Source organism: Neptunomonas sp. (assembly GCF_041601355.1).
In the GTDB taxonomy this organism is placed as follows: domain Bacteria; phylum Pseudomonadota; class Gammaproteobacteria; order Pseudomonadales; family Balneatricaceae; genus Neptunomonas.
Genome location: NZ_JBFIIH010000021.1, coordinates 20,806 through 39,068, shown reverse-complemented (window position 1 = coordinate 39,068; position 18,263 = coordinate 20,806). Strand labels below are relative to the sequence as shown.

At 46.1% G+C, this 18,263-nt stretch carries 15 protein-coding genes and 1 pseudogene; all 16 read right to left on the bottom strand.

Translation table 11 applies throughout. From position 1 onward, the window contains the following. Positions 1-243: pseudogene (gene pcm / locus ABY436_RS05430) on the bottom strand (protein-L-isoaspartate O-methyltransferase); the annotation flags it as partial. 26 nt (positions 244-269) lie between these two features. Further along, positions 270-1,022 (bottom strand): 5'/3'-nucleotidase SurE, encoded by a 753-nt coding sequence (gene surE, locus ABY436_RS05425; RefSeq protein WP_372738003.1) that lies wholly within the window; start codon positions 1,020-1,022, stop codon positions 270-272. A 2-nt stretch (positions 1,023-1,024) separates the two neighbouring features. Beyond that, positions 1,025-2,065 carry a tRNA pseudouridine(13) synthase TruD gene (gene truD / locus ABY436_RS05420; protein ID WP_372738002.1) on the bottom strand — a complete coding sequence of 347 codons (1,041 nt, stop codon included), beginning with the start codon at positions 2,063-2,065 and terminating at the stop codon, positions 1,025-1,027. Positions 2,066-2,067: 2 nt separating this feature from the next. Further along, complete coding sequence (gene ftsB / locus ABY436_RS05415) at positions 2,068-2,364, bottom strand: cell division protein FtsB (protein WP_090725013.1); 297 nt, start codon at positions 2,362-2,364, stop codon at positions 2,068-2,070. 83 nt (positions 2,365-2,447) lie between these two features. Further along, on the bottom strand, positions 2,448-3,743 hold the full coding sequence (gene eno, locus ABY436_RS05410; RefSeq protein WP_372738001.1) for a phosphopyruvate hydratase: 1,296 nt from the start codon (positions 3,741-3,743) through the stop codon (positions 2,448-2,450). Positions 3,744-3,791: 48 nt separating this feature from the next. Beyond that, a complete protein-coding gene (locus ABY436_RS05405; RefSeq protein ID WP_372738000.1) occupies positions 3,792-5,423 on the bottom strand; it encodes a CTP synthase in 1,632 nt (543 codons plus the stop codon). 85 nt (positions 5,424-5,508) lie between these two features. Continuing rightward, positions 5,509-6,804 (bottom strand): tRNA lysidine(34) synthetase TilS, encoded by a 1,296-nt coding sequence (gene tilS / locus ABY436_RS05400; RefSeq protein WP_372737999.1) that lies wholly within the window; start codon positions 6,802-6,804, stop codon positions 5,509-5,511. Positions 6,805-6,814: 10 nt separating this feature from the next. Then, positions 6,815-7,771, bottom strand: a complete 957-nt coding sequence (gene accA / locus ABY436_RS05395) for an acetyl-CoA carboxylase carboxyl transferase subunit alpha (protein ID WP_090725025.1) — start codon at positions 7,769-7,771, stop codon at positions 6,815-6,817. 86 nt (positions 7,772-7,857) lie between these two features. Further along, positions 7,858-11,352, bottom strand: coding sequence for a DNA polymerase III subunit alpha (dnaE, locus tag ABY436_RS05390; RefSeq protein WP_372737998.1), 3,495 nt, complete (start codon positions 11,350-11,352; stop codon positions 7,858-7,860). A gap of 11 nt (positions 11,353-11,363) precedes the next feature. After that, entirely contained in the window at positions 11,364-11,972 is a 609-nt protein-coding gene (gene rnhB / locus ABY436_RS05385) for a ribonuclease HII (protein WP_372737997.1), read from the bottom strand. Beyond that, positions 11,957-13,126: a lipid-A-disaccharide synthase gene (lpxB, locus tag ABY436_RS05380; RefSeq protein WP_372737996.1), complete on the bottom strand. Its 1,170-nt coding sequence runs from the start codon at positions 13,124-13,126 to the stop codon at positions 11,957-11,959. Before lpxB ends, rnhB begins: the two co-directional genes overlap by 16 nt. Positions 13,127-13,146: 20 nt before the next feature. Further along, positions 13,147-13,917: an acyl-ACP--UDP-N-acetylglucosamine O-acyltransferase gene (gene lpxA, locus ABY436_RS05375; RefSeq protein WP_372737995.1), complete on the bottom strand. Its 771-nt coding sequence runs from the start codon at positions 13,915-13,917 to the stop codon at positions 13,147-13,149. A gap of 3 nt (positions 13,918-13,920) precedes the next feature. Further along, on the bottom strand, positions 13,921-14,355 hold the full coding sequence (gene fabZ, locus ABY436_RS05370; protein WP_372737994.1) for a 3-hydroxyacyl-ACP dehydratase FabZ: 435 nt from the start codon (positions 14,353-14,355) through the stop codon (positions 13,921-13,923). 8 nt (positions 14,356-14,363) lie between these two features. Beyond that, positions 14,364-15,413 (bottom strand): UDP-3-O-(3-hydroxymyristoyl)glucosamine N-acyltransferase, encoded by a 1,050-nt coding sequence (gene lpxD / locus ABY436_RS05365; protein WP_372737993.1) that lies wholly within the window; start codon positions 15,411-15,413, stop codon positions 14,364-14,366. A gap of 2 nt (positions 15,414-15,415) precedes the next feature. Next, complete coding sequence (locus ABY436_RS05360; protein WP_372737992.1) at positions 15,416-15,910, bottom strand: OmpH family outer membrane protein; 495 nt, start codon at positions 15,908-15,910, stop codon at positions 15,416-15,418. A gap of 28 nt (positions 15,911-15,938) precedes the next feature. Further along, complete coding sequence (gene bamA, locus ABY436_RS05355; RefSeq protein ID WP_372737991.1) at positions 15,939-18,263, bottom strand: outer membrane protein assembly factor BamA; 2,325 nt, start codon at positions 18,261-18,263, stop codon at positions 15,939-15,941.

Below are 18,263 nucleotides of genomic sequence, written 5' to 3'. Positions count from 1 at the left end.
AACACGCTTCAGAGGACCTGCAGCAAGCAGTAACTCTGTCATTTTCGCCACTATATAGGGCTGGGAAATCGTCTGATTAAAGCCGATAGGTAATGCGGTATCTTCGTAAGCACGGTGAGATAGTGCCTCATCAACAAAAATATGACGGGGCGTTTCTTTCATAACCGCAAGTACCTGCTCATCCTTAATATGCTGTTCCCGAAGCCGCGCAATAAGACGATCACGTGTTCTTCGCGAGGTCATTCCAATCCCCTGAAGGCGGATATCATTCACTGCAAATCCCCCAGCCACTCTCCCAGACTTTCCATACCTGCATACAAAGTCATATCGATATGTAAAGGCGTAATTGAAACGAAACCGTGCTCTATGGCGTAAAAGTCGGTTCCCGGCTCTTTATCCACCGCATCGCCTGAACCAGCAACCCAGTAGCGTATTTTGCCCCGCGGGTCAGCTACGGCCACGGGTTTCCCAGCCGCAGCCCTGTGTCCTAATCGTGTGATATGAATACCCTTGATTTCAGAAAGCGGCAGATCCGGCACATTAATATTCAATACCGTACGCGCAGGTAATTTGAGTTTTTCAATATTCATCAGTATATTTTTGGCGACAGCCGCGGCTGTCGCATAGTATTTCGGATCATGGCTGGCTAATGATATGGCGACCGGCGGCAACCCCAATGCGCGCCCCTCCATAGCCGCTGCAACGGTACCCGAGTAGATAACATCGTCGCCCAGATTAGCGCCTGCATTTATACCCGAGACAACAATATCAGGCAGCATGCCAAATAACCCGGAAATACCCATATGCACACAATCAGTAGGTGTGCCATTCAAGCTGAAAAAGCCATTATTTTCATGCTGATGCGCATCAACTGGACGAGTCAGGGTTAGCGCATTACTGGCGCCGCTACGATTTCGGTCGGGAGCAACGATCTGCACCTGAGCCACTTCAGACAATGACTGCGCCAACGCTTCCAGCCCAGGAGAAAATACACCGTCGTCATTAGAGATCAGAATATTCATAATTATTTTTCTTCAGCTTCAATTTGTGAAGTTTCACACAATTCCCGCAATACACTAGTCGCAAAAGAACCGGCCGGCAACGAAAAGCTTAACAGCCACTGCCCGTCCGACTCTTTAGTAGCACGCAGACCTTCAGGTACTAATCTTAACGCTCTGCGCTCTTGCTGCAATCCCAGGTGTTCCAAACGCTCGGTTATACTCGTCCAAGGGTTCACAATACTATTTTCCCATGCAGCGGCCTGATCAGCCACAAGAGACGTACCTCTTCCCCAAAGCGGACCGCTCAAATGTACATCAAACGTTTGCAATCTTGCGATGAGCGCATCATCGACTGTTTCAGCCAGAAAGTGACTACGCGAACCATGTAACATCATGATATCGCCTGGCATAATTTTATCCCACAGTCCCTGCTCAATTCTCTCAGATGCTATGTGGTTAAATAGCCAGGATCTGACAGCCGAAATATATAAGCCTTTTTTGTGACGCTGACGCTCTTTAAACTCGCCATTAATCATCGCCAGACCTTTAATCAGGTTTCCACCCTCCCGGCCAAAACGTTGCTCACCAAAGTAGTTCGGCACACCTGTTTTAATGCTTTCAAGGCGTTCGAGAAATTCACTTTCATGGGTCAGGTTTCTAAGCCGGATAGTAAACCGGTTACCCAGCAAGGCGCCTAATCGCAATTTCCTTTGATGGCGTACCGACTCCAGAACTTCTATTGAATCACCACCAAACAGTGCCCAGTTTATTTTACGTGTTAACGGCAAACGCACACTAAACCACTGCTGAGTAATCGCATGACGATCTTTTTTCCCGGCATAACCGACATCTTTGATGGGTATCTGACAAAACTTAGCCAATAGCTTTGCTACCCAGTCGGTATTTTCACCCGTTTTGCGAATCAGAAGAAACTCATGTTCACCTTCCCCTTCTGCAACAAAAGAAGGGATTTCAACCACCTGAAAGTCCTCAGGTAGTTGACGAATAACAGCCTGGCTCATTGGCTTAGTGTTCAGATAATGATACTGGGTTGGCAAATCCATTATTAATTCTCAATTTCTTTGGAAGGAGGTTCAACCAACTGATAAAATGTCTCACCCTCGCGTACCATACCCTGATCACTACGGGCACGCTCTTCAATAGCAGAAAGACCTTTTTTCAGATCAGTCACTTCAGCCTCAAGCTGCCTGTTACGCATCTGCAGACGTTCGTTTTCTTCGACCTGTTCGCCAATCTGTTTCTGCAAATTTAATATATGCATTATATTGGCGTCACCAAACCAAAGACGAAATTGCAGTCCCAAAAGTATGACGAGTAATAATGCAATAAACCAGCGAAACACAATATGCCCCTGAGCCTAAAAACAGAACTTAACAACAGAGTCTAAAAAGGGGGCCGAAGCCCCCTTCTTAAGAGATACAGACGTTACGCCTGACCTTTTATTTCCGCAAGGCCATTATAAATAGCCTTAGCACCCAGCTCTTCTTCAATACGCAGCAGACGATTGTACTTAGCAACACGGTCAGAACGGCACAATGAACCCGTTTTAATCTGCCCTGCCGCTGTACCCACTGCCAAATCAGCAATAGTAGTATCTTCTGTTTCACCAGAACGATGCGATATCACTACAGTGAAACCAGCATCTTTTGCCATTTTAATAGCATCCAGCGTTTCAGATAACGAACCGATCTGATTAAATTTAATCAAAATCGAATTGCCGATATTCTGTTCAATACCACGACTCAGGATTTTTGTGTTAGTAACAAACAGATCATCACCAACTAACTGCACCTTGTCGCCAATCTTCTTCGTCAGATATGCCCAACCATCCCAGTCAGACTCATCCAGTCCGTCTTCAATTGAAACGATTGGGTAGTTTTCGGTCAGCGCTGCCAGGTAATCACTGAAACCTTCTGCATCGAAAACTTTGCCTTCACCAGAAAGGTCATACTTGCCATCTTTGTAGAACTCAGAAGCAGCACAATCCAATGCCAGGGTGACATCTTTGCCTAACTCATAACCTGCATTTGAAATGGCTTCTTTAATAACAACTAACGCTTCTTCGTTTGATGCAAGATCCGGTGCAAAACCACCTTCATCACCCACGGATGTACTCAAACCTTTGGCTTTCAAAACGGCTTTTAATGAGTGGAAAATTTCAGCGCCGCAACGCAGGCCATCTGAGAACTTAGTGAAGTTGACGGGTTGAACCATAAACTCCTGAATATCAACGTTGTTATCGGCATGTTCGCCGCCATTGATAATATTCATCATAGGAACCGGTAATGAAAACTGCCCCGGGGTACCATTAAGTTCAGCAATATGAGCGTACAGTGGAATGCCTTTTTCAACAGCCGCCGCTTTGGCTGCAGCCAAAGAAACTGCAAGAATCGCATTGGCGCCCAGATTCTCTTTATTTTCAGTGCCATCTAACGCCAACATAACATTATCTAGTGCACGCTGATCGGTAACATCCATCCCCATCAAGGCATCACGAATAACACCATTGATAGCAGCTACGGCTTTCAAAACACCTTTTCCTAAGTAACGGGATTTATCACCGTCACGCAGTTCTAATGCTTCGCGCGAACCAGTAGAGGCGCCGGAAGGGGCACATGCAGAACACATAACACCGGACGCCAGAATCACGTCTGCTTCTACCGTTGGGTTACCTCGGGAATCCAGCACTTCGCGTGCTTTGATATCGGCAATCTTAGCCATTCTTTCTCTCCAATATTCCTAAAACGATGAAAATCCCGGCACGGACTCTTACTGACGGCGCGCCTGTTCAGCTAATGCTGCTTCAATAAAACCAGTGAAGAGTCCATGTCCATCACGCGGAGACGACGTAAACTCGGGATGAAACTGACACGCGACGAACCACGGATGATCAGGCACTTCTACTACTTCGACAAGTTCACCATCAACTGAACGTCCGGCAATACTTAATCCAGCTTCTTCCAGGATCGAAACGTAATTATTATTCACTTCATAGCGATGACGATGGCGCTCAACGATATCAGTGCTGCCGTATGAACGAGCGGCCGTAGATCCTTCTTTAAGATGACACTTCTGTGCACCCAGTCGCATAGTGCCACCCAAATCAGCGCCTGCAGTGCGTACTTCGACATCACCTTCTTCTGTTGTCCACTCGGTTATCAAACCGACAACAGGGTGCTCTGCGTGTTTTTCGAATTCGGTAGATGTAGCACCTTCCAGTTTGGCAACATGACGCGCGTACTCTATAACAGCGACTTGCATTCCCAGACAAATACCCAAATACGGTACTTTGTTTTCACGTGCATACTGAACCGCAGAAATTTTGCCTTCCACACCGCGTTCACCAAAACCGCCAGGAACAAGAATCGCGCAGGCATCTTTAAGTATTTCTACGCCTTCACGTTCAACACGCTCGGAGTCAATATACTCAATACGTACTTTTCTGCGTAGCTTGATACCGGCATGAGAAATCGCTTCGATCAGCGACTTATACGCATCCAGCAACTCCATGTATTTTCCAACCATGGCAATCTTAACTTCGCCATCCGGATGAAGATGCGCATCGGCAACCGCTATCCACTCACTCAGATCTGCTGTTGGAGCGTCCAGATTGAAACGCTCAACAACGATATCATCCAATCCCTGATCCCAGAGCATTTTCGGAATATCGTAGATAGTTTCGGCATCAGGCATAGAGATGACGGCACGTTCCTCTACGTTAGTAAACAGCGACAACTTACGGCGAGCTGAATCAGGAATAGCCTGCTCTGAACGACATACCAGAATATCTGGCTGAATACCGATCGAGCGCAGCTCTTTTACTGAATGCTGGGATGGCTTAGTCTTAATCTCACCGGCGGTGGCAATGTATGGCACCAGCGTCAGATGCATAAACATGGCGCGGGAGAAACCAACCTCTGCTTTCAACTGACGCACAGCTTCGAGGAATGGTTGTGATTCGATATCACCCACCGTCCCACCAATTTCGACAAGTGCCACATCAACATCGCCGGCACCTTCAACAACACGACGTTTAATTTCATCAGTGATATGCGGGATAACCTGAACGGTGCCTCCCAGATAGTCGCCACGGCGTTCTTTATTCAGTACGTGCTGATAAACACGTCCCGTCGTAAAGTTATTACGTTTATTCATAGTAGTACGAATAAATCGTTCATAATGCCCAAGGTCAAGATCCGTCTCAGCCCCATCTTCCGTAACGAACACTTCTCCGTGCTGGAAAGGGCTCATCGTACCAGGATCGACATTGATATAAGGATCAAGTTTCAACATAGTAACTTTTAAACCGCGCGCTTCTAAAATAGCTGCAAGCGAAGCGGATGCGATGCCTTTGCCCAAAGAGGACACGACACCACCTGTGACGAAAATGTAACGCGTCATGTGGAACCTGTTTTAGCTGAAAGTGAGGAAAAAAAACTAACCAAAGATGGGGCTACAGGGTAGCAAAGAAAGGGACTCGGGACAATCAGAAAGGTTCCCAACTTAGAGAGAATCCCGGCGCGTCAGAAGATGTGGTATTCCACCCTTCACAGATACAGATTCCGGGTATGGCAACGATCTCGTCATCCACCATACAAACAGGCCAGTTTTGTCTTTGCCAGGGAGGAACTGAAGCTTCCTGGAAGAGCTTTTTAAGCGTCTTTCGTCCCCGACCAACGGGCCGGCAACTCATCCCGTCAAGCCTTTTAGCGTAAACAACCTTATCCAGCGTTCTAAGGCGATCAATCCCAGCCTGACAAGACTCTACCTGCAAAACACCCCCTTCCAGACCTATACGCCCTTCGTTCAACGGTAGCCTTTGGATAGGGCCCTCATTTTTTACCAAGGAACACAGATACAGATTTCCTCTATAGCGACGCAAAAGGGCTGACTTCAGAGTAAATTGAGGATTTTTATCGGCGGCTGAGTGAAAAAAATCCTGATCCAACTGCGCCAACTGAACCTCATTCAACGTATCGCCCTGAAGATTATAAACCCAGCGACGAATCAGCGCTTTTCGTTTATAAGGCACAAAAGAGGCCAGCAAATCACCGTTAAGAATTAATTTGCCCAGCAACAGCCCGTCTAACTCCTGATCAAGATACTGATCAAGCATCTGTCGCTCATCCCGCAACAGTTGACTCGTCGCTGATAGTCGCTCAACCACTGCTGGCCAGCGCTCCTTTAACACCGGAAGTACTTTTAAGCGCAAGAAATTTCTATCATAAAGCGAACGTTGGTTACTCGGGTCTTCAATCCAGCTTAACTGCTGCGCACGTGCCCATGTCTCCAGTTCGAGCCGTGGAACAGAGAGCAGCGGACGCACAATATTATTGTCCCCCAGCATTCTACCCGCCGGCATTCCCGACAACCCATGCAAACCACTACCACGCAGCAAGCGAAATAAAACAGTTTCTGCCTGATCATCCGCATGATGCGCCAGTAGCAGTACATCGCCTGCCTTTAGAAAATGACTAAACGCCGCATAACGGGCATCACGCGCTGCCGCTTCGCTACTATTCGCCGGAAACACATCTATTTGAGTAAAAGGAAGCGTAAGACTCTCAGCCTGCTTTTGGCAAAAAGCCGACCACACATCAGCACTTTCCTGCAAATGGTGGTTAACATGGAGTACGTGGAGCTTACAGGAAGGGAGATGTGATGCTGCCAGATGCAGCATCACAATTGAATCCAAACCGCCACTTAAAGCAATAACCCAGCGTTTGCCGGGGTATGCTTGTATTGATTCTAAAAAAGCAGATATCAACGTCTGGCGGCTCATTACTGCTGTTTTAAGCAGATGTTAACCCGTAAGACATTAAGCGCTTGTAGCGACGCTCTAACAACTCATCAACAGACAACTTATCTAACTTGCCTAATGTGTCGATCAGCGCTTTCTTTAAGTTGATACACAGAGCTTCAGGGTTACGATGTGCGCCACCCAATGGCTCTGCGACCACTTTATCCACCAAACCGAGCTCATGCAGGCTACCCGAAGTGATCCCCATCGCTTTAGCCGCATCCGGCGCACGCTCAGAACTTTTCCACAAAATTGAAGCACAACCTTCAGGAGAGATCACCGAATAAGTAGCGTATTGAAGCATCACCAACTCATCGCATACACCAATAGCTAAAGCGCCACCAGAACCACCCTCTCCAACTACGGTAGAGATAATCGGTGTCTTAAATTGGGACATTTTTGCCAGATTAAAAGCAATCGCCTCACTCTGGCCACGTTCTTCTGCATCAATACCAGGATAAGCACCCGGCGTATCAATAAACGTAAGAATTGGCATTTCAAAGCGCTCTGCCATCTCCATAAGACGCAACGCCTTACGATAACCTTCCGGGCGCGGCATGCCAAAATTACGACGTACTTTTTCTTTTACTTCACGGCCTTTCTGATGACCAATCACCATTACCGGCCGACCTTCCAGACGTGCGATACCACCAACAATGGCGGCATCATCAGAAAAATGCCGATCGCCATGAATCTCTTCAAAATCTTCAAACATCAAGCGCACGTAATCCAGCGTATAAGGGCGCTTCGGATGACGCGATAACTGTGAAATTTGCCATGCAGAAAGATTTGTGAAGATCGATTCCGTTAAACTGCGGCTTTTTCCTAACAGTTTGGTTAGCTCATCAGTGATATTAATCTCTGTACCATCACCAACTAGCCTTAACTCTTCAATTTTGGCTTCGAGCTCTGCGATAGGCTGCTCAAAATCCAGATAATTCGGATTCATTCGATTCTTTCCGCTTAACCAGTGAATAAATATTTCAAATTCAATCTGCCGATTTTACCGTTACACCGACAGGATAACCACCCTGATCAGTACTCTAGTATGATGCTTTCGTCACCAAAATGATCTTTCAGGGCTAAAATCAACTCATCCGAAGGGTTTACCCTCCAGCTATCACCCAGTTTGACCACTCCTGAAGCATCATCCCGGAAATACTCTACGCCAACAGGAAGCCCTTCCGCAGAGCGATAAGTTTGCAAAACCGCTTCAAATTGCTTCAGATGACGGGCAGATAACATTTTTTCAGCCGTTTTAACTTTCACAATCTGCGCATATTGTACCCGGGCCTGCGGAATGCTCGAGAGCTTATTGCAACGCACTTTCAGCCCCCCGGAATAGTCATCCTGCGTCACTTCACCTTCCATAATGACGATCGTGTCTTTCACCGCCCAGTCACGCGTCTGCTCATACAGCTCACCATAAACGGTGATATCAATACGCGCCGAGCGATCATCAAGCGTCAGAAAACAAAGAGAGTCGCCACGCTTGGTCTTTTTAACGCGCTGATCAACAATCAGACCGGCGATCTTTTGCTGCCGGCCTCGTGCAGGCTGCAGATCGACTATCTTTTTCGAGACGAAACGGCTCAGCTCTTTTTCATACTCATCAATAGGGTGGCCGGTGAGATACAAACCCAGCGTATCTTTTTCACCTTTCAAGCGCTCTTTATCCGACCAGCGACGTACATTAAGATATTCTTCGAAAGGATCGCGTGGCTGCTCCGATTCTACCTCACCAAACAAGTCAAATATGCCTGAATCCTGATTTCGCTCACTCTGATCAGCAGAACGCAGCGCATCACCTATAGCGGCCCATAACACAGAACGATCCGGCCCAAGCTTATCCAGCGCACCCGAGCGAACTAACGCCTCAAGCACACGCTTATTGAGTTTTTTGGCACCCACACGCTTACAAAAATCAAAGAAGTCTTTAAAATCACCCGCGCCATCATTGCGCGCTTTAACGATCGCTTCGATGGGGCCTTCACCCACGCCTTTAATCGCTCCCAAGCCATATACGATCTGCCCTTCAGCGTTCACCGTAAACATATAATCGCCAGAACAGACATCCGGCAAAGCTGGTGGCAATCCCATGGCACGACAATCTTCGATAAAGATTACGACTTTATCGGTGTTCTGCATATCTGCCGACATAACCGAGGCCATAAAGGGCGCCGGATAATGGGTTTTCAGCCAGGCAGTCTGATATGACACCAGCGCATACGCAGCTGAGTGTGATTTATTGAAACCATATCCGGCAAACTTCTCTACCAGATCAAAGATGTTACCGGCGAGATCACGATCAATATTATTCTGCTCACAACCAACCAGAAACCCTTCACGCTGCTTCGCCATCTCTTCAGGTTTTTTCTTACCCATGGCACGGCGTAACATATCTGCACCACCCAGCGAGTAACCTGCCATCACCTGAGCAATCTGCATGACCTGCTCTTGATAGAGAATAATCCCATAAGTAGGCTCTAATACCGGTTGCAAACTATCTAATTGATAATCTGCGTGCGGCCATGCCATTTCTGCACGCCCATGCTTACGGTTGATAAAGTCATCAACCATGCCAGACTGAAGAGGCCCCGGACGAAACAGTGCCACGAGTGCGACAATATCTTCAAAGCGAGAAGGTAGCAGGCGGCGTACCAGATCCTTCATACCACTGGACTCTAACTGAAATACAGCGGTTGTATTGGCTGATTGCAGCAGATCAAAAACCGTTTTATCTTCCAGTGGTATTAATGAGATATCGAGAGGCTCTTTCCCTTCTTTGGCCCGAATAGCATTAATTGTCTTCATCGCCCAATCAATGATAGTCAGTGTTCGCAAACCCAGAAAGTCAAACTTAACAAGGCCGGCTTCTTCTACATCATTTTTATCGAACTGAGTTACTAACCCGTGACCTTCCGCATCGCAGTAGGTTGCCGAGAAATCAGTGAGTTTGGTTGGTGCAATAACCACACCACCCGCATGCTTACCAACGTTCCGGGTTACCCCTTCGAGTTTATAAGCCATCTCCATAATTTCCTGGGCTTCCTCACTTCCCGCAACAAAATCGCTTAATGCAGGCTCTTGCTCCATCGCTTTGGTCAGCGTAATGCCGACTTCAAACGGAATCAGTTTGGATAGCTTATCCGCCAAACCAAACGCTTTACCTTGCACGCGCGCAACATCCCGCACAACCGCCTTAGCGGCCATGGTACCGAAGGTAATGATCTGCGAAACGGCATCGCGCCCATAAGTTCGCGCTACGTAGTCAATGACCTGATCACGATTATCCATACAAAAATCGATATCAAAATCGGGCATAGAGACACGTTCCGGGTTAAGAAAGCGCTCAAATAGCAGGTCGTATTCGAGCGGATCCAGATCGGTAATTTTTTGTGCATAAGCAACCAGCGAACCGGCACCCGAGCCACGACCAGGCCCAACAGGAATGCCGTTATCCTTAGCCCACTGGATAAAGTCCATGACGATCAAAAAGTAACCGGGAAATCCCATCTGGGTAATAATATCGAGCTCAAACGTGAGACGATCATCATACAATTTTCGTTTTGCTGCATACTCCGGGTCATTTTTATCCAGCAATATTTCTAAACGCTGCTCCAGGCCATCTTCAGAAACCTTACAGAAGTACTCATCCATCATCATTCCGGCAGGTACCGGGTATTTCGGAAGATAGTAGGTGCCTAAATCCAGCTCAATGTTACAGCGCCTGGCAATTTCCAGCGTGTTTTGTACGGCGCTGGGCAGGTCAGAAAAAAGCTCAACCATCTCTTCAGAAGTACGGAAGTATTGCTGTGCAGAGTAATTCTTTGAACGCCGGGGGTCTTCCAAAGTACGGCTCTGGTTAATACAAACACGTGCTTCATGGGCATCAAAGTCGCTTTCTTTAAGAAACATGACTTCATTGGTGGCAACCAGCGGGCAATTTTTCTCCAGACCTAAGCGTACACTTTCGGCAATAATAATATCTTCACCAACGCGTCCGGTTCTTTGCACTTCCAGATAAAAACGACCCGGGAAAAGCTGCATCCACTCATCAACAAGGCTATCGGCCATCCCTTTACCAGACAACATCGCGCGACCGATCTCACCTTCTCTACATCCGGATAAGGCGATCAAGCCTTCTGATTTTTCAATCAACCACGCCTTTTTAACCAGCGCTTTATCCAGAATAAAGTTTTGCCCTTGCGCATAAGCTCTTGAAATCAATTCCATTAAATGTCGATAACCAAGCGCGTTCTGTACCAACAGAGTGACGCGATAGGGTTCTGCTTCATTATCAGTTTCATTAAGCACTAAAATATCTGCGCCGCAAATTGGCTTAATACCGGCCCCCGTCGACGCTTTGAAAAACTTTACCAAAGCAAACAGATTCACCTGGTCTGTCATCGCGACGGCTGGCATACCCGCCTCTTTAGCAGCCGCCACTAAACCTTTGACGCGCACTAAACCATCAATCAGGGAAAACTCAGTATGTACACGCAGATGTACAAATTTTGTCGTAGGCATACTCTGTCCCATTATCTCACTGATGTTTCAAGTAGCTGTGCCACTGGCCGAAAGGATTTTCTATATTCAGGAAGAGGCCCGTATTTTTTCAAAGCACTCATATGCTGAGCTGTCGGATAGCCTTTATGCTTATTAAAAGCATATTCCGGATATTGTTCATGCAGCAGATACATCTCACGATCGCGCACCACTTTCGCTAAAATAGAGGCCGCACTAATAGCTGCCACTTTGGCATCGCCTTTGATAATAGCTTCTGATGGATAGGGAAGGTCCGGACATCGATTGCCATCAATCAAGACATAATCAGGATTAACATTCAGAGACATGACTGCTCTTTGCATGGCCAGCATACTTGCATGCAAAATATTTATCTGGTCAATTTCTACAGGTGATGCCGATGCGACTGCCCAGCATAAAGCCTTATCCATAATCTCTTCATATAAGGCTTCACGTTTTTTTTCAGACAGTTTTTTTGAGTCGGCCAAACCAAGGATCTGTTTATCCGGATGTAAAATAACCGCGGCCGCTACTACATTACCCACCAGGGGACCCCGACCGACTTCGTCAACACCGGCCACACGACCATACTGAGAAAAATCGGGCATTAAGGACGACTGCATGTTATCACTCCCTTTTGCTTTAATAGTGAGATAACCGCATCTGCTGCCCTTTCATCGGCATCCAGCTGGATAGTTTTATTAATTTCAGAAAAACGCACATTTAAATGTGACTGATAAGCCGTATCCTCAAGCGCCTTTTGCATTTCACTTGCCAGCCTTTGCGGCGTTACATCGTTTTGTAATATCTCTGGCACCAACTTCTCCCCCGCAAGAATATTAGGTAATGATACATATGGGGTTTTTATCATGCGTGAATAAATAGCATAGGTTAATGGCGACATTTTATAAGCGACTACCATAGGCTTTCTCAATAGCGTCGCCTCCAGGGTTGCCGTACCTGATGCGATTAAAATAGCATCAGCAGCCGCCATGGTTTCTCTGGATTGGTTGAGTAACAATCTGATATTCAACTCAGGAAATTTCTCATCCAAAAGCTGTTGCAACCAAACGCGGCGCTTAAGGTTTGCGGCGGGTAAAAGAAAGGTCATATCAGGAAATTTTTGTTGTAATAGCTCAGCAGCCCCTAAAAAGGGTTCGGCTAAATATTTCAACTCACTTGACCTGCTACCCGGCAATATCGCAACAACCTTGCCCTCACTCGAAATGTTCAAGTTACTACGCGCATCCGGCAAGTGATGATCGCGTGCTATCAGATCCGCTAAGGGATGGCCAACACAAACAACATGCTGTTGTGTCGGCTGATAGTACTGAGCTTCAAAGGGGAACAGTGATAACAGCAGATCTGCTGATTCTTTGATTTTGTATATGCGCTTTGCTTTCCAGGCCCATACGGAAGGACTGACATAATGAACCGTCGCAATACCTGCCGACTTCAACCGCTGCTCTAAAGTAAGATTAAAGTCCGGAGCATCAATACCAATAAAAATATCAGGCGGGTTAGCAATTAGACCAAGACACAGCTTCTTCCTGATCGAGAGAAGCTCGGGCAGTCGTCCCAACACCTCAACCAGACCCATGACAGAAAGCTTATCCATAGGAACATCTGAGACGAAACCCTCGGCACACATCAAATCACCACCGATACCGTAAAATTCGCTATCCGGATAATGCCTTTTGATTGCCTGAATCAGACCCGCTCCAAGAATATCGCCTGAGGCCTCACCTGCTACCATCGCAATTCGCAGCTTGGTCACTATAGCCTCCTGATAGCCTGCTAGCGAATAACTCCTCGGGATGAGGATTGTAGAGAGTAAATTAATGGAAGTATTTCGGCAGAATCTAACGCCATCACGGAGAGTTGCTGCAACGCTTGATCTACCGTCAATTTTTGGCGATAAATTATTTTATAGGCCTGCTTAATCTGCCTGACCATTTCAGGTGTAAAGCCACGTCTCTTTAGTCCTTCAGCATTGATACCATGGGGCTGAGCTGGATTTCCCGTCGCCAGGACATAATCCGGTACATCTTTTAATACAACAGTACCGGCCCCACACATAACGTGAGAACCGATACGACAGAATTGATGTACCGCCGTAAAACCACCCAGTATAGTATGACTGCCAAGATTGACGTGCCCGGCAATAGCAGCATTATTCGCCATTATGACATGATCCCCGACGATACAGTCGTGGGCAACATGTGCATATGCCATAAAAAGATTATGGCTACCGATTTTTGTCAGGGAGTTATCCTGAACGGTACCCCGGTGAATAGTACAACCTTCACGAAAAACGTTTGAGTCGCCTACTTCAAGGTAGGTAATCTCGCCTGCATACTTTTTATCCTGACAGTCTTCGCCAATTGATGAAAACTGGAAAATCCGATTATTAGAGCCAATGCGTGTTGTCCCCTTAATAACCACATGCGAGGCAATGATTGTTCCTTCGCCGATAACGACATCAGGCCCAATATAAGACCAGGGCCCTACTTCAACGTTATCTGCGAGTATAGCTTTAGGATCAATAATTGCTCGTGGATCAATCACTTTTTACACCTTTCGATCAGCACATAGGATAGTAGCTGAGCTAACGATAGCACCATCAACCGATGCTTTCACCGCAAATTTCCAAATACCACGTTTTTCAGACAGAATAGTTGCCTCTAGCTTCAGCTGATCTCCTGGCACTACCGGACGCTTAAAACGCAATTTGTCGGAGCCGACGAAATAATAGATTGAACCGTCCTGCGGTGTTTTATTCATGGTTTTAAAGCCCAGTATACCGGCAGCCTGAGCCATTGCTTCAATAATGAGTACACCGGGCATCACAGGATGCTCAGGAAAGTGACCATTAAAGTAAGGTTCATTCACAGTCACATTTTTCAGCGCGACGATGGACTCACCCGGAACGAGTTCAAGCACTCTATCAACCAATAAAAACGGGTAGCGATGAGGGAGATACTCCCTTATTTCATTAACATCCATTATCTGTTTTAACCTTCACTAGAAAATTTTTTAACTTGCTGTTCTAACGTGGTGATACGCTTCGCCATCTGATTCAATTGCTTAAAGCGAACGACATTTTTTTTCCAATCACGATGTAATTCTTGCCCCGTTCCTGAAGATAACACCTGCCCGGGCTCAGTAACGGACTTACTAATCAGCGTCATCGCTGTAACATGAGTATTATCAGCAACCGTTAAGTGCCCTACAATGCCACTTAAACCGGCGATGGTACAGCGGCTGCCAATTCTAGTGCTTCCAGCGATTGCCGTACAGCCCGCAATGGCAGTTTGTTCACCAATTACCACATTGTGTGCTATCTGTATCTGATTATCGAGTTTCACACCATCATGTATATAGGTATGGTCCAATGCACCCCGATCTATCGTTGTTCCCGCACCAATCTCAACATCCCGACCAATGCGTACACCGCCAAGCTGATGTATTTTAACCCAGCCATCTTTCGTTGGCGCAAAGCCAAACCCATCGCCACCCAAGATCACACTTGAATGGATCAGACAGTCTTCACCAATCCGTACATTGTCATACAGCACAACACCTGCCTCCAGGCGGGTATTTCTGGCAATAACACAGTTATTTCCAATCACTGAATTGGCGCCGATATAAACACCGGACTCAACCACTACGTTATCGCCAATGACAACGCCAGGACTAATAAAAACATCCGTGCTGATTGAGGAGGAAATACTGATAGAAGCAGATTGATCAATATACGGAGAACAAGGAGCGCGCCAATCGAACAGTTTTGTCAGTTGTGCGAACGCCAAATAAGGGTCAGTGACGATAATCGCTGCACAGGGTAGATTTTCAGCATACTCTTCAGCGACTAATACAGCCGTTGCGCGTGTTGTAGCTAAACGGGACACATATTTTTTATTCGCTAAAAAACTTAACTGGCCTGATTCAGATGCGTCAAGGGTGTTCAAAGAAGAAACACTCAAGTTGGCATCGCCCAACAGCCTCCCACCAACACGGGAGGCCAAATCAGACAACAAATACGTTGGCACAGTATCCGGCATTCTTACTTATTAAGCTGCTGTATTACGGATTCTGTGATGTCGAAACCTTTAGCCACATAGACTGTTGCTTTTTTGGCAACAACCACATCATAGTTATTATCATCAATGATTTTTTTGATAATTTTATCAAGTTTCGGACGCATTTCATTGATGAACTCTTGTTGACGCTCAGCTCCTTTTTGCTGCAAAGCCTGACCACTGCGCTGATACTCTTCAAACGCTTTCTGGAACTGTAATTGAGCTTGTCGCAACGCATCCGGCGTCATTGATGCGCCATTCTGCTGAATCTTCTCGCGCAAGGATTTTGCCTGTTTTTCAAGCTCCAGCACCCGCTTCTGCTCACCCTGAAGTTCTTTCTTCAAAGTCTCACGAAAGCCATTCGCCGCATTCGACTTAAGCAAAGCCTCTTCATAACCTAAAACAGCCACTTTATCGGCCAGAACAACGGGTGCAAATACAACCGACACACAAATAGCAATAATCTTTAGTAACTTCATATTGTATTCCTTAATTTAGAAGCCAATTTTAAAAACTCTGACCAAGAGAGAACTGGAATATTTCAGTCTCATCAGTGGCTTTTTCATTTAATGCTTGAGCAATAGAGAAAGATAATGGTCCCAATGGCGATAACCAGCTAATACCCAAACCTGCAGAGTATCTTAACTCCTCAAACTCTACCCCTTCTGAACAGAGAGAAGCAGCCGATGTTGAACTCAAGCACTCTGTCGTAAAGACATTCCCCGCATCAACAAAAAAGAGTGAACGCCAGCTACTCTGATTTTCTATAAACGGCAGTGGAAAAATAAGCTCTGCACCACCCACAACCATCATATTGCCGCCAAACGGATCATCATTTGAGTCACGCGGACCCAATGAGTTATTGCTATAACCCCTGACTGTTCTCAAACCACCGGCAAAGAAATGCTTGAAGAATGGATAGGTATTATCACCATAGCTTTGTGCATAACCAAGACGCCCTTTAAGCCCCAAGATCCAACCCGAATCATCAACGAATGGCTTATAGTATTTCGCCTGATAGAGTGCCTTGTAGTAACTTAAATCACTACCCGGAACGGATACTTCCAGACTGGCTTGATGAGAATAACCGCTCGAAGGGAAAAGTAAACGGTTTAAGTGGTTATTACTCCAGGCAAGTGTACCCTTAAGGTTCAGGTACTCATTACCCTCGGTATCGATAAATGACTGTATTTCATCTACCGGCACCTCATCATTAGTATTCACTTCAATAGTTTCGATACCCAATGAAAAGCTCAACCGCTGGAAGTCATCAATCGGATAACCGAATGTTACACCACCACCGTACTCGTCCAAAGAATAGCTACTCACATCATCTTCTTCAAAGTCGCTTTTGCGATAAAAGACATCAAAACCACGGCTGACACCGTCAACGGTAAAGTAAGGATCCAGATAGTTAAAACTGGCTTCTTTCGCCGTCGAGCTGTTCGTCAGGTTAAAACCAACCTTTTTACCCGAACCGAAGAAGTTATCCTGCTGAACACCCAAGTCCAATATAATCCCATCATTTTGGGAAAAACCGACACTCGCTGTAAACTGTCCTGACTGTTGCTCTTCAACCGTATAATTCAGATCAACCTGATCATCCGTGCCAGCCACCCGCGACGTTTCTAAATTAACTGAACGAAAGTACCCGGTACGATCCAGTTTTTGCTTGGTTTTTTCGATATTACTGGTAGAAACAATCGCTGCTTCCATCTGTTGCATTTCACGACGCACAACATCATCCGCTGTACGACTATTGCCGCGAACGTTTATACGTCTCACATAGGTTTGCTTACCGGGATCAACAAAGAACTTAAGCGAGACTGACTTATCTTCTTCATGAACACTCGGTGCAGGATTAATATTGGCGAACATATAGCCTTTATCACCCAGCATTTTGGACATAGCGTCTTGCGCATCAATCATAGCTTTACGCGAAAACACATCGCCTTGCTTAACCGAAATCGCACCTTTCAGAGCTTCCTCTGCGATAACAAGATCTCCGGAAACATCTACATCACGTATTGTATACTGCTCGCCTTCATGAATATTGACGGTAATAAATACATTCTTTTTATCTGGCGTAATTGATACCTGCGTTGAATCTATCGCGAAGTTAACATAGCCCCGATCCATATAATGCGAACGCAGTCTCTCTAGATCAGCAGAAAGTTTCTCACGGGCATAGCGATCATCTTTAGTATAAAACGACCAAAAACTTGGAAGCTTAAGCGAAAATAATTTCTTCAGCTCCTCATCTGAGTAAGTGCTGTTTCCAATAATATTGATATGCTGAATCGACGCTATACTGCCTTCTTTTATATCAATATTCAGTGCCACACGATTTCCGGACAGCGGCTCCACTGAGGTAGAGATAGCTGCGCCATAACGCCCCTGCCCAACATACAGACGCAACAAATCCTGCTCAATTTGATCCAATGCAGATCGCTTGAAAACATCTCCTTCACGCAACCCTGATTGTGACAAGCCTTTTAACAGGTCTTCTTTCTTTATCACCTTATTACCGGCCAGTTTAATAAGGCTTATTGAAGGCCGCTCTTTAACCGTCAAGATCAAATAACCGTCTTCTCTGGCGATACTTATATCTTCAAAATATCCGGATTTGAAAAGCTGCTTAGTCGCCTCAGCCAGATTGCCTTCATTAACCATATCTCCGGATGCGATAGGAAAATTCCTAAAAACAACACCCGCTTCTACTCGTTGAACCCCTTCCAGCCGAATATCCTGCACCTGAAATGGAGCAAAGGCGGCATTTACACTACCGGCCAACAAAACCAAACCAAGTACGAGTCCAAATTTATTCTTCAT